Raw genomic sequence first — 13,308 nt, 5'->3', positions numbered from 1 at the left:
GAAGAAAAAGAAAGGATGAATAGGAAGGATGCTGAGGAAAGCCGGCGCTATTTCTGCCCCAACGCCACGGTTAGGCTGGCGTAGTAGAGGCGACCGGGCACGGTGCTCAGGTAGGCGGGGTCCGTGTAGCCCAGCACGTTGTCGAGGCCAGCTTGCAGGGTGTAGCGCTGGCGCAGGGTTTTGGCGGCCGCTACGTTCCAGAGCCAGTAGCCGCGCACATACTCATTAGCGGCGTCCAGAATCTGGTTGCCATTGCGGTCCTGGAAACCGTAGCGCCCCCTGTACACTCCCCGCACGCTCCCCGACCACCCCCTGGCAGCATCGTTGTAAAACAGCTTCGCGTTGGCTGAGTGGCGGGAGCGGTTGTAGAGCCCCCCGTAATCGGCGGGGGTGAGACGGGCCGTTTCCAGGGTTTCAGAGTCGCGGCGGTATATGGTGCCGGCTTTTAGCTGCGCTACCACGTTGCGGTCCTTTGCTAGTAAATACTGGTAGCCCCCACTGAGCGTAAGAGTTGGTAGCACGAGGTAGCGAGCTTCGACCTCGACGCCTTGCGTGTAGGCCCGGCTCACGTTGCGGTAGGAGTACACCGACTGCCCATTGGCTTTTTGGGCTACCGCCGCCGTTTCAATCAGGTTGCGTAAGTTGTTGTGAAAGAAGTTGGCTGTCAGGCGCAGCTTGTCGTTGGGGTCTGCCTGCACCCCGGCATTGTAGGCCTGGGAGCTTTCGGCGGTGAGGTTGCTGGCTTGCTCTAATAAAGTAGCGTCGATGAGGGGCTGGCCGGTAGCCGGGTCTAGCGCTAGTTGCCCTTGGGCAGCCAGCTGAACTACTTTTTCCTGTACCTGGTGGGTACCAAACACGCTGTAGCCCACGGCAGGATTAGAAAAATTCAGGTACAGCTGACGAAAATCGGGGGCCCGGAAGCCCCGGCCCACCGTGGCCCGCACCGCCAGCCACGGCCGCACCTGATAGCGCCCCGAGAGCTTGGGGCTGAGCTGACTTCGATACTGGCTGTGCCCATCAAAGCGGGCCCCGGCCAGCAGGTTCAAGCCCGGTAGCGGCGTCCAGTCGTCCTGCACGTAGCCGTAGCCCGAGCGCATCTGCTGGCGCCGCTCGTAGCGGGTGGCTTCTACGGCTTCTGCTAGGTAGCCCCCTCCCACCGTGAGGGTGTGCTGGGGGAGCACGTGCCAGTCGAGTTGGACTTCGGGGCGGGCGAAGGTTTGGCGGAAGTAGCTGGCGTCGTAGGTTGAGCCGTCGACGGTATAAGTGTAGTCCTCTTGAGTGCGGTAGCCGGCGTAGTAGAAGCGCAGGGTCCCGAGTACTTTATCGGAAAAGCAGCGGGTAAGCGAGGGCGTAACGCTGTAGTCCTGCTGGCGAGTGCGGAGCCGCATTTCAGCCTTTGGGCCAGCTTCCGTAGTAAGCACCACGTTGCTGGCCTGGTTTTCTATAAAATACCGCCCCGATACGCTGAGCGTGGTTTTGTCGTCGAGCTGGTAAGTAAGCCGACTCTGGCCGGTGTAACTGGTGAAGGGTGGCACCGTGGCCGCGCTGCTGGCAGGCTGCAAAGAATAGCCCGCCGAGCTGTACCGGTTGCCGAACACCGTGAGGCCCACGTTGCCCTGCTTGTGGTTGAACGTGCCGCCCAGGTCGGCCGTGCGGTTGGTACCGTACCGCAGGCGCACTTCGCCCCGGGTACCGGGCTGGGGCTTCTGGGTGATGATGTTTACTACCCCCGCCAGGGCCTCCGAGCCCCATAGTGCGGAGGCGGGGCCTTTCACTACCTCCACTCGCTCAATATTGCCCACCGCCACCCGGGAAAGCTCCAGCGTGCCCGCCGTGCGGCCAATCAGCGGCTCCCCATCTACCAAAATCAGGGTGTACTCGGGGTTGAGCCCTTGCATCTGCACGCCACGCCCATGGTCGGCCACAATGGAAAGCCCGGTTTGCTCCCCTAGCACGTCGTTCAGGCGCACGGCTCCTATCGTCCGGATCTGCTGCCGGCTCACTACGGTTACCGGAATGGGCACGTCCGCCAGAGTCTTCTCGGTGCGGGTAGCCGTCACCACTACCTCGCGCAACTGCAGGTGTCGAGCACTGGTATCAGCGGCTATTCCCTGCGCGTTCGTCTGTCGCGAGCTCCCCAGCAAGGTCATTCCCAGAAGTGAAGCAAACGACAAACGCATGTGCCAAGCGGTTTTTCGTGGCTACTACTCGGTAGCAACACGGCGTATTTTGTTTAGAAATATTCTAAACAGTGGCAAATGTAGAAACAGTCATTTCCCCGACAACACTTATTTAGAATAATTTTAAATAAAGTTGCTTTTGCCTTCTACCGTCCTTTACCTTCGCCATTCCTACTCCTCCCCTCACTCTCTTCGCAATTCGCAAATCATGAAATTCAGCTTCTAAACCCCGCTTCTTATGCGCAAGCACAACGGCATGCGGCCCCAGGATATCATCGTGCTAGTAAAGCTCCTTACCCTTGATTCTGGTGCTTGGCAAGGCAAACACTTAGCGGCAGCCTTATGCATCAGCCCCGCAGAAATTTCGGATGCTCTTCGCCGGTGTCAGTACGCCCGCTTATTGCAGGCCGATGGACGCACCGTACAACGGCAAACTGTAATGCGGTTTCTGGAGCACGGGCTACCCTACGTGTTTCCTGTTCATCTCACGGGATTTGTGCAGGGGACGCCCACTGCGTGGAGTGCCCTGCCCGGACTCATGCCCCAGCACGGGACTACCCTACCAACCTGCGTTTGGGAAGACCCAGCGGGTACTACCTGGGGACTATCCGTGAGCCCCCTCTACCCTACCCTACCGGCCGCGGCTCATCAAGACGCCGCCTGGCACCAGATTTTGGCCTTGCTGGATGTGTTGCGCCTAGGCATGGGCCCCTTACGCTCCTCGGCCCATCGGCTGCTCAGTCGGCGCCTGTTAGACAAGGTCAGTAACCACTGTGCTGAGTAAGCCATAGCACAGGTACAAGCCTGCCTTTCTTGTCAGGTCCAACTCACTTCCTTGCATTGGTATGTACTGCGGTTATGGCACTAAAAAGCGGACCTAGTGGACCCGCACATGGTAATGTACAAGCCCAACTAGGTCCGCTTCTTACAAGTGAAGCCTTTTGTTACTTTGCCGGGTAGCCTCAGCCTTACCCTGGTAGCTGCCGCTGAAAGTGAAGCTGTAGAATGGTGTTGATTTTGTCTTCCGTGAGTGGTTTGCTGGCCAGGCCGGCAATGGGCAGGTCGTTGAGGCGGGCCAAGTCCGTGGAGTTCATACTAGTAGTCAGCACCACAATGATAATGGCTTCCTGATGCGCCTGGGGTAGGCTTTTATAGGCTTCCAGGAACTCGATGCCGTTCATGGCGGGCATGTTCACGTCCAGCAAAATCAGGGCCGGGCACGAGGTGGTAGGCGCTACGCACTGGCTTTGCAGCAAGGTTAAGGCTTCCAGCCCGTCGCGGGCGATGATGAATTGGTCCGTCACGTTGAGGGAGCGTAACAAGGACTCGTTGAGATAGTTGGTCGTGGTGTCGTCGTCCACGAGCAGGATACTAGAAAGCTTTTGCAAGAGTAGAGAGGTAAGTTGAGTACGGAAGCGCGAGCAGGCGACGACGTTAGCGGACCAAGGGTAGGGTAACGGTGAAGGTGCTTCCCACACCAGATTCACTGCGCACCTGCACAGTACCTCCAGCATTTTCAACAATTCGCTTGACCATGTACAGCCCTACACCCGAGCCCTCAATATGCGAGTGCAAACGCTGAAACAGGCCAAAAAGCCGTTGCTGCTGGCGCTCGTCAAGTCCCAGCCCATTGTCCTGCACCACTAGCAGTACGTGCGTCGCATCCTGCCAGCTGTGTACTCGTACGTCAGGAATCCGGCTAGGGTGACGGTATTTTAACGCATTGCTCAACAGATTGTACACCACCGACCGTAGGTTTTTCGGCGACAGGGGCAGTTCTGGGGTGCCGGCTAGCTCCACCGTTACGCGTGCCGCCGTCATTTCCAGCAGTGGGGCCAGGTCTAGCTGCACATCGGCAACTATGGCGGCCAGGCCCATGGGCTCAACCTCCGGGCTGCTTTCCTGCTGCAAGCGGGAGATGTCGGTGAGGTGACCAATGGTTTGCTGAAAGCGCACTACCGCCTCTTTCATCATGCCCAGAATGCGCGCCACCGAGTTGCTCGTTGACTGGTTGCGCAAGTCGCGGCTGAGGGCATCGAGCAGGCCTTCGATATTGGCAATGGGCACCTTCAAGTCGTGGCTGGCCGTGTACACAAAGGTGTCCAGGTCGGCGTTGGTGCGCGTGAGCTGCTGGTTGATAGCGCCCAACTCCTTGTTGCTGATTTGCAGCTCTTCGTTGAGTTCCTGCACCCGCTGGTGGGCCAGCACCTGTTCCGTCACGTCGAGGCCGAAGATGGCAACGCCCGCAATGTGGTCTTCTTCGCGGTAGGCTTGGTAGGTGAAGTCGAAGTAGCGCGTGGTTGGCTCCTGCCCCTCTAGGAAGGTGGTGATGGGTATTTCTGGCTGAAACTGAGTAGTGCCGCTGGCATACACGCCATCGAAGAGGCTAAGCAGTGGGGCCGCGTCCGGCTGAATTTCCAGCATGGTGCGTCCCCGTAGCGCCTGCTCCGGAAACAGCGCTTGGTAGGCCGGGTTTAGGTACTCTACTCGGTGGTCGGGCCCACGCAGCAAGCAGATTACGGCCGGGGCCTGCTCAAATAGTTGAAATACATTTTCGCGCTCCTCCTTTTGGCGCCGCACTGCTGCCAACACTGCCGCCTGCAGCGTGTCGGCCTGGCGGCGGGAAAGCACCTGCTTGGTGATGTCCAAGGCAAAAACCAGGATACCCTGGGTCTGGCCCTGCCCATCCAGGAGGGGCTGGTAAATGAAATCTAGGTAGCGTTGGTCATCCTGGCCCGTATGGGGGTCATGAAGCAGAGCCGATATTTCGCGCCCATGGTAGAGCTGGCCCGTTGTGTACACGTTGTCGAGCAGTTCAATGAAGCCCTGCTCCGCAACTTCCGGCAGCACCTCGGCCACCATAGCACCCAGGCGGGGCCGGCCGGCCGTAAGCGTGAGGTAATGGTCGTTGAAAAAGGAGAAGCGGTGCTCGGGGCCGCTGAGAGTAGCTACTGAGGCGGGCACCTGCCCCAAAATCCGACGTAGCAGGTTTTGCTGAGCCTCCAGCTGGCGCGTACGATCCCGCACCCGCGCATCCAGCTGATGATTTAGCTGCTCCAGTTGCTGGCGGGCCATTACCTGGTCCGTCACCTCGGAAGCTACCACCATTACCCCGCTAATTGTACCGTCTGGCTCGTACGTAGGCAGGTACACAAAGTCCCAGTATACCGTTTCGAGGCGGCCATTGCGGTTAATGGTGGATGCCATCTCGCGGGCTTCGTGCGGTTTACCCGTCAGGCGGACTTGGTCGAGAAGTTCTTCGTAGCCCTGGCCGGCAACTTCGGGTAGCACAGCAAACAGGGGGGCGCCCACCGTTTGCGCGGGAGTGCGGCCCCACAATGCGCACACAGTAGGATTGGCTAGCTCAATGATGTAGTGCGGACCCCGGTAGAGGGCAATGGCCACCGGGGCCTGCTCAAATATGCGCTGAAGCTCACCCCGCTGGCGCTCCGCGTCTTGCTGGGCCAGTTGGAGCTCTTGGGTGCGCGCCAGCACGCGAGCCTCCAAAGCTTCGTTGCTGGCCGCCAACTCTTGGTTGAGCTGATGCACTTGGTAGCGCGCCAGCACTTGCTCCGTTACTTCCGTACCGCTGGCAATCAGCCCCACCGTATCACCCACCTCGTTTTTTAGGGGTTGAAACACGAAGTTGACGTAAGCCTGGGTGGGTAGGCCGGTGTGTTTGCGAGCCAGTGTCACGGGGGCCTCGGTGATGGTGAAAGGCTGCCCCGTAGCAAGCACATCCGACAGAATCTGCTCGAAGCCCTGCCCAGCCGTGTCAGGTACGGCCTCAAAATACGGCTTGCCCAGTACTTGCTCCGGTTTGCGCCCCCAAATGGCTGCCACGGCTGGATTAGCTAGCTCCACGCGCAACTCGGGGCCGCGCATAATGGCAATGGCCGCGGGCATTTGCTCAAATACTTGATACAGGTGGGCCCGCTCTTGCTTGGTGGCTAATTGAACCCGGCGGAGCTCCTGGGTCTGGGCTAGCACCCGCGCCTCCAAGTTCTCATTTAGTTGGCGGAGTTCCTGCTGAGTGCGCTCTAGCTCCGCATTCCTAGCCAATATTGCCTTGTTATCCCTTTGCAACTCCCCATTGGCGAAATGCGCATGTTGCTCTTTCGCCTCAACTTGCTGGCGAGCCAGCACTTGCCTCGTCACGTCGATGGCTATAGCAATAAGACCCGTAACCTCTCCCTGGGCATTGTGCCAGGGTTGGTAGGTGCAGTTGTAATAACCCTTAACTGGTGCGGTCTCCGGAGTAGAAGCTAAGCTGACGGCTACTTCCTGCAAGAACAAAGGCTCTCCAGATTGCAGAACGGAGGTGAAGAGAGCTTAAAACCCGTGCTCCTGCAAGTCGGGTAGAGCCTCGAAAAAAGGGCGGCCAATGATATGCGCAGGCGAACGGCCCCAGATTAAGCCCAAGACCGTATCAGCTTGCTCAACAACGAACTCCGGCCCTTGTAGAATTCCGACGCCCGCCGGAGTCTGCTCGATTAAGTGAAGTAAGCTAACCCGTTGGTTTTCCGCTGCTGACAACGCTGCTTGTTCCCGCACCTCACGTTCGCGTACCTGCGCTTCTGCCCGTATGCGCTCCGTCACATCAACCACGCTATGCACGATACCGGTTACGGCACCGTGTGCATCGCGGACCGGCGTGTTGTGCGCTTCCCAGTAGTGTTCTACCATATCGCCCGGTACCGTGGGGTGGGGCAAGCTATAGTGCTGCACGGCCATGCGGTGGAACTGACCAGTAGCCAATACCTGCTGCAAGGAAGCTAGCAGGCTGGTTATGGTATTGCCCTCAGGGGTGCCGGGCGGGCCGGGAAATACATCCAGCAGGTACTGGTCGATGAGGTGGGCGCGGCTCATACCCGAATCGGTCAGGTAGGCGTCACTCACGGCCACTATGCGCAGCTCGGGGGTGAGCAGCAGGTAGGCCCCTGGCAAGGCAGCAAATACATCTGACAACATTTCGGTACTAGTGAAAACAGGGAATGGGCGCGCAACGGGTTCGGGCCCAGCTACTGGCGAAGCCGACGGGTCAGGAGTCATGTAAGCAAATAGGACTACCGCCGAAGAGTAAAATAGCTTGGCAGATCGAGAAAGTCTTATTGCAAACTTAGGTAAACGCTATGCTGCTAAGTTCCTCAAGCTAAAAAATGATTTGTCTCTCATCACCCCCATTTTATCTGCAAAATCTTCTATTTTCAACCTAATATATTTAAAAAAGTGCGTAAAATAGTACTATTCGGCTGCTGGAACGGGCCGCTTTATCTGTTCAGGTAAGAACATATTCACTGGTACTCCGCACGAGCACACAGGTTGACCAATAACAAAACTATCAGCATTGCGCAGCCAAGCTTCTGCTCTCTTTTCTACTAGAGAAGCGGTTTAGTTCCGGTGCACGCATTAGTCAGTAAAAGGCAGCCACTCTCCTACTCAAAGCTAGTTTTTGCATAACATACCGACTCGTACAGCACCTTCTTTTTTCACTTATTTATATAATTTTATTTATATACATATGCAGTATCAGGGAGCAACTCTGAATGCAATTGGTCCCTCTATCGTCACCAGCTTTAGCATGACTTTGTATAACAACCAATCAGGGAAATACTGCCAGTTGATGTACGCGTTATCAATCCCTACTTCCTTTCCCGCTTGGTTACTCTTACACATGATTATCAACGCAGGCATCCAAGTCTACTACCACGATTAGGGCCTCTTGACCTGAATAGGCATGTTTTTAAAGTACATTTTCTGCTAGACTGCTAAGTAGAGGAGCGTCTTATTCTCCGTTGAAGTAGCAGAGTTGAAGCATAATTCTTTAGCTCTTCACTACCGCGTGTGCACATAGCCACTTTACATCTTCTTGCATCTATACGTTTATACGTTTTAATGTAATAACGTATAAACGTTTCACAGTACATACGCTGATATGCTACTACGTTGCTACATATAAGAATCATAGCATCCTATACATTGCAACGCTCACACCACAAGGCATGATACCTTTATATACGTACTACGTTTATACGTTTTTATGTTTCTACATAGAAACGTTTTAATAGATAACTTGTTGATTGTAAGTATACTGTATTAATATAATAGAGGGGGTTGACGATGAAATCGATTGGTAAAATTAACATTGTCATAGCTATTGCCTGGACACATGGCGCAAGTACACTCTTACGTTTATACGTATAAACGTAAGAGTGTACTTGCGCTGCTACATCTGAATGTAGTAGCGTTGCAACGTATCTGCGTAAATATGCTTTACTTGCAGGGGTACACCTCAATAGTATGCTGCATGCGGACACTCTGCTTTTCAAACAATAAAGGAGGAGTAGGTAAAACAACCTCTGCTCTGAACGTTGGCTTGGCCTTGGCCCGGCGTGGTCACCGGGTATTGTTCTGTGATTGTGACCCCCAGCGGAGTCTTACCATTTCCTTTGATGGCGCAGATATACCCGAGCACGTTGGCCTACTACTCATGCGCAAGGGAGAGTTCACGCTCGACGATATTCACGCCGTTATTCGTCCGGTAGGAGAGAACGTGGACCTGCTACCCGCTAGCGCCGAAATGGAAGCCAACGAAGCGCAACTGCCGGGCTGGGACGCGGAGCACTCCACTCGTCTCGCCGACATTCTGGAAATGGTTGCGCCGGAATATGATTATTGCGTGATTGACACAAAAGGCAGTATTGGTACTCTTACCTGGATTGCCTTAGCTGCCACCGATTTGCTGTACATCCCCGTAGACCCCGAGTTCTACGGGTTTGAGGGCCTTACCAACCTTATCAACACGTGCACCCGGTTGCGCCGGCGCATCAATCCAACGCTGCGCATAGGGGGCATATTTTTCACGAAGTATTCGCCCGCCTACCGAGCTCGTCTGCGTCACGACGTAGTGGATTTGATTAAAGACCATTACGGCAAGGAGGTACCCGTTTTTCAGACAACCATTCGCCAGAGCACGGCCATACCAAACGCCCAGATGGCGGGCACTGGCCTGTTTGATTACGCGCCCGATTCTACCGGGGCGGAAGATTATGAAGCCTTAACCGACGAAATCATCCAGTACATCCATGGCAACTAATCCCTCCAAGACAACGCCGCGGCCTGCCCTGGCCCGCTACAAGGATAAGCCCCGTCCTACGCTGTCTGCTAACCCCGCGGGCACCCCCCCGCCGGTACCCGTGATTGAGGGCATTGTGGATGCGCCTCCTGCCGCCCCCAAGCTCCAAGTTCCTGCCGCCAGCAGCACGCCCCCGAGTCCAGTACCGCAACGGGGTAGGGGAGAGGAGAAGCCAAACGCCACCCCTACACCGTCACCAGAGGCTACTCTGCCCGACGTACCAGAGCAAGTGCCCTTCAACTCACAGATTAAGTTTGAGACGTATCTGCGCATCAAACAGGCCCAGTTTTACGACCGTGTCAAGATCAAGGACCTCACGGATGAAGCCCTGAATTATTACCTCGATCAGTTTGAGGGTGCTAATACTCCCTTGCCGCCCAAAGTGCTGCAGGAGGTGTTGAATCAAGGCAAAATCAAAGGCTACAAGAAGCGAAGCTAACCGCAACGGCCCTGCCACTGCACTACCAGTACCCGCAGTTCGGTGGCAGGGCCTCTTAGGGCTTGTACCATCAGGCTACCTTTGGCGCTGGATGGGCCTTGCGCGCCACGAGAACGGCCAGCTTATCAATTTACGTTAGCCCAGGAGCCCGGCGGCATGGAGGAGGCCACCAAGAGCGCCGCCCAGCACCAACCAGGCGGAATTGATTTTATAACGCAGTAGAAGCACTGTGCTAACCGTGGGTAAAGCAACCGCAGGCACATCTACAACAGCAGTGCGAGCCAGCGACACGGCAGCCATCAAGACCCAGGAGGTTACATTTAACCCGTCGGGAAAGGCGCTAGCCAGCGCCGACTGCCGCAGGGAATCTGGCAGCGGAATAACATAGCTGCTGCCGGACAACACCGACTCAATTTTAACGAACACCAAAAACAGACGGGTGAGGCCCAAGGGTACGGAAGTACTAGCTGTTCCGATTCCGACTACTGCCAGCAGCAGGGCCAGGGCACCCATAGCAACCATAAGCAGGAGCAATGCTGGTGGCACCCGTTTGCTTGTCAGGGTAAGTCAGCACGCTCATTACTCCTGCCGCGCCAAACAGGACCAGCACTTCTAGCACTCATTTTCTGTAATTCTATTAGACTGGTGACAGGAACTTGATCTGGCAGAAAAGGCGAGTAGGAACAGATAGGCGCATCTTTTCCGGTTCTAGCATGCTTGATTAAGCTAACCAAGGAGAGCCCCCTTTCGGATGGTGCCATTTTTCACGCAGATGGGGTCGGGCTCTAACGAGAATGAGTATTCAAGCCAGTGGTGCCATTTTTCACGCAGATGCTCAAAGAGATATTTCTCTGTCCTACCTATCCCGCCCGACCTACTTGCGAACTTGCTTACGGCTTCACATTAAGCGCTTTACCGGCTCTGCACTAGCAGTTATACAACTCCAAACAGAAAAAATCAAAATCAAAAAAATCAGAATCCTCTTCTGTCTTCTAATACTTTTCTTTATATTCTATATTCAGGGCCTCGTAACGCATTGACTTTCATTTAGATAAACGCGTTATCTACGTGAAGAATGGCACTTTGCTGCGTGAAAAGTGGCACTTTACTGCGTGAAGAATGGCACCATCTGCGTGAAAAACGGCACTTTGCTGCGTGAGAAATGGCACTCCTACGTGAGAAATGGCACCATCTGCGTGAAAAACGGCACTGTGGTTCTTCCCGTACCAACATTGCGTGAAATACTCTGGCTTTTCACGCAGGAAATTTTATATTCGTGCACTCCGCCACCAGCGCCTCTGCCATGCTGCCCGTTATTCCTGTCTACTCGCGTGCCTACCAAGCTAATGCACTGGTGCGGGCCCCGTTGAAACTTACGCACGTAGAGGCGCGGATTTTTGCTCTGGCCCTGGGCTGTATTCATCAGGGCCAAACGGAGCTTCCTGGCATCGTAATTCCGCTGGGTAGAGTGATAACTCAGAAAAAGGGCGGGAGTGTGTACGAAACCATTCGAGATGCCTGCAAAAGCTTGATGTCGAAGGTAGTAACCATTGAGTCGCAGACGGGTAATAAGAAGCGCTTTACGGCTTACTCCATCATCAGCTATATCGACATCAACGAGGGCACGGGCTTGCTTACCGGCAACTTCGCCCCCGAGATAAAGCCTTTTCTGTTGCAATTGGCTGAACAGTACACCCATGTAGAAATTGAGACCTTGCTTACGTTGCGCTCAGCTCACGCGCATCGTCTGTATTGGCTGCTGAAATCGTGGGACGATGTAGGAATTTGGGAAGTGCCTTTCGACACGTTGCGTAAGCAAGTACTCGGGGATGACAACGACGTAACGTATACGCTGTTCTACGATTTCAAGCGCTACGTACTGGAGCCCTCCGTACGGGAACTGCATTCATTGGGGTGGCTGGTAAGCTACACACCGGTAAAGGAAGGCAAGAAAGTACAGAGCGTGCGGTTCACCATTCCTAAGCCCCAAACCAGCCTACCCGAGCATGAGGAGATAATGCCTATTGCTCCCCCAGCCACGAAAAGCAAATCCAAGGCTGCTGACAAGCAGATGAGCTTAGGGTTGGTAGCAGAACTCCCCACGTTGCAGCAGCGCATTGTGACGCGCCTGCAAAAGCTTAAAATGACCACGCCCCAGATTGACCACGTACTAGCGTTCATGGGCGATGACGAGCCACGCATTGCCAAGCTGATGAAGGTAACCCACCCGCTGCTGCGCGACTATGAAGCCGGCAACAAGGTGTTTGACAACTTGGGTGGTGCCGCCGTCAACTTACTGAAAACCGAATTTCCGGGCCTATATCCCACGCTAAAAGCCTAGCTACTACCACACGTAGTCATTCAGGGTAGCAAGCAGCAGGGCGTGTACTGCCCCAGTAGGCGCTGAGTGCGTATGACACCATTTACTACCAGAAAGGCGCGAGCCACTGCTCGCGCCTTTCTGGTAGTAAGTTGCTTTGCTTGCGATAGGTTGAAGCTAGAGCTGCCGCCTTACCGCAGTTCGTGCAAAGCTACGGGGTCCATGTCGGTGTATTCCAGGTTTTCGCCGGCCATGCCCCAAATGAAGGCGTAAGCAGCTGTACCGCAGCCCGTGTGAATAGACCACGGCGGCGAGAGAATAGCTTGCTCACTGCTCACCCACAACGGCCGCGTTTCGTTGGGCTCGCCCATGAGGTGAAGAACCCGCTGGTTTTCTGGAAGGTTGAAGTACAGGTAGGCTTCCATGCGCCTCGTGTGCGTATGCGAAGGCATAGTGTTCCATACGGAGCCAGGCTTGAGTTGAGTAAGACCCATTACCAATTGACAGCTCGCAATACCCTCGGCGTAGATGTACTTGTAGATGGTGCGCTGATTGGCTGTCTCCAGGGTACCCATTTCCACTGGCGTCGCCTCGGCCTGGGTACGCAGCGTGGTAGGATACTCCTTATGGGCCGGCGCCGACAACACATAGTACCGGGCACCGTCGCCGGTAAACTGTACTTCTTTGGCACCTTTGCCCACGTACAGACAGTCTTGAGTGCCGAGGGCATACGTAGTGCCATCTACCGTCACCTGCCCCGGGGCGCCAATGTTGAGAACTCCCATCTCACGACGCTCCAAAAAGTAGTTGGCTTTGAGTTCCTCGGGGTTTGGTAAAGACAAGGCTTGTCCCTGGGGTACTACGCCCCCCACAATCATGCGGTCGTAGTGCGTGTACACCAGGGTTATCTCGCCGCCGATGAAAAGCTGTTCAATAAGAAAATGCTCCCGCAGCGCAGTGGTATTCATCTGGGCAGTTTCACGTGGGCTAACAGCAAAGCGTTGATTCATAGCAAGAAAAGAAAGTAGGTAACGCAGAAAAAACAGTTTTAGCGGCCCATCCAGCCGCCATCGACGGTGAGGATGGTGCCATGCACGTAGTCGGCCGCGGCCGAGGCCAGAAACACGGTGGGCCCCTTGAAGTCCGCGGGCGTGCCCCAGCGCCCGGCCGGAATGCGGGCCAGAATGCTCTGGGCACGGTCCGGGTCCTGGCGCAGGGCCTGCGTGTTGTCGGT

Annotated in this window: 11 protein-coding genes; 4 read left to right on the top strand and 7 right to left on the bottom strand. The window is 55.4% G+C overall.

Features of this window, described 5'->3' with window-relative positions:
- Positions 1-47: 47 nt before the first annotated feature.
- Positions 48-2,180: a TonB-dependent receptor plug domain-containing protein gene (locus CHB83_RS16400; RefSeq protein ID WP_089333383.1), complete on the bottom strand. Its 2,133-nt coding sequence runs from the start codon at positions 2,178-2,180 to the stop codon at positions 48-50.
- Between the two features lie 238 nt (positions 2,181-2,418).
- Here CHB83_RS16400 and CHB83_RS16395 point away from each other — a divergent pair, with 238 nt between their 5' ends.
- The gene (locus CHB83_RS16395) at positions 2,419-2,964 is read left to right on the top strand and encodes a hypothetical protein (protein ID WP_089333382.1); all 546 of its coding nucleotides are present in this window, start codon (positions 2,419-2,421) and stop codon (positions 2,962-2,964) included.
- A 184-nt stretch (positions 2,965-3,148) separates the two neighbouring features.
- Here CHB83_RS16395 and CHB83_RS16390 read toward each other — a convergent pair whose 3' ends face one another.
- From CHB83_RS16390 to CHB83_RS16380, 3 genes are read right to left on the bottom strand one after another with little or no spacing between them, the layout of a single operon-like run.
- Positions 3,149-3,568: a response regulator gene (locus CHB83_RS16390; RefSeq protein ID WP_089333381.1), complete on the bottom strand. Its 420-nt coding sequence runs from the start codon at positions 3,566-3,568 to the stop codon at positions 3,149-3,151.
- Between the two features lie 46 nt (positions 3,569-3,614).
- Positions 3,615-6,476 carry a PAS domain-containing sensor histidine kinase gene (locus tag CHB83_RS16385; RefSeq protein WP_089333380.1) on the bottom strand — a complete coding sequence of 954 codons (2,862 nt, stop codon included), beginning with the start codon at positions 6,474-6,476 and terminating at the stop codon, positions 3,615-3,617.
- Between the two features lie 36 nt (positions 6,477-6,512).
- The gene (locus CHB83_RS16380; protein WP_089333379.1) at positions 6,513-7,232 is read right to left on the bottom strand and encodes a PAS domain-containing protein; all 720 of its coding nucleotides are present in this window, start codon (positions 7,230-7,232) and stop codon (positions 6,513-6,515) included.
- Positions 7,233-8,487: 1,255 nt separating this feature from the next.
- Between CHB83_RS16380 and CHB83_RS16370 the strand changes: the two genes are divergently transcribed.
- Both CHB83_RS16370 and CHB83_RS16365 read left to right on the top strand, forming a co-directional pair.
- Positions 8,488-9,276, top strand: coding sequence for a ParA family protein (locus CHB83_RS16370; protein ID WP_179225545.1), 789 nt, complete (start codon positions 8,488-8,490; stop codon positions 9,274-9,276).
- A complete protein-coding gene (locus CHB83_RS16365; protein ID WP_089333376.1) occupies positions 9,266-9,754 on the top strand; it encodes a hypothetical protein in 489 nt (162 codons plus the stop codon). Before CHB83_RS16370 ends, CHB83_RS16365 begins: the two co-directional genes overlap by 11 nt.
- Before the next feature lie 135 nt (positions 9,755-9,889).
- Here the strand turns inward: CHB83_RS16365 and CHB83_RS16360 are convergent, their stop codons facing one another.
- A complete protein-coding gene (locus CHB83_RS16360) occupies positions 9,890-10,276 on the bottom strand; it encodes a hypothetical protein (RefSeq protein ID WP_089333375.1) in 387 nt (128 codons plus the stop codon).
- 781 nt (positions 10,277-11,057) lie between these two features.
- Here CHB83_RS16360 and CHB83_RS16350 point away from each other — a divergent pair.
- Entirely contained in the window at positions 11,058-12,095 is a 1,038-nt protein-coding gene (locus CHB83_RS16350; RefSeq protein ID WP_089333373.1) for a replication initiation protein, read from the top strand.
- A 170-nt stretch (positions 12,096-12,265) separates the two neighbouring features.
- On the opposite strand, the gene kduI is transcribed toward CHB83_RS16350, so the two are convergent.
- Both kduI and CHB83_RS16340 read right to left on the bottom strand, forming a co-directional pair.
- A complete protein-coding gene (kduI, locus tag CHB83_RS16345) occupies positions 12,266-13,084 on the bottom strand; it encodes a 5-dehydro-4-deoxy-D-glucuronate isomerase (RefSeq protein WP_089333372.1) in 819 nt (272 codons plus the stop codon).
- Between the two features lie 38 nt (positions 13,085-13,122).
- Positions 13,123-13,308, bottom strand: a 186-nt coding sequence (locus tag CHB83_RS16340) for an SDR family oxidoreductase (RefSeq protein ID WP_143436983.1), incomplete at its 5' end; no start/stop codon positions are given.

Origin of the sequence: Hymenobacter mucosus (assembly GCF_900188255.1) — a bacterium.
GTDB lineage: Bacteria > Bacteroidota > Bacteroidia > Cytophagales > Hymenobacteraceae > Hymenobacter > Hymenobacter mucosus.
The sequence above is the reverse complement of the archived record's forward strand: the minus strand, read 5'-3'. Positions and strand labels throughout refer to the sequence as shown.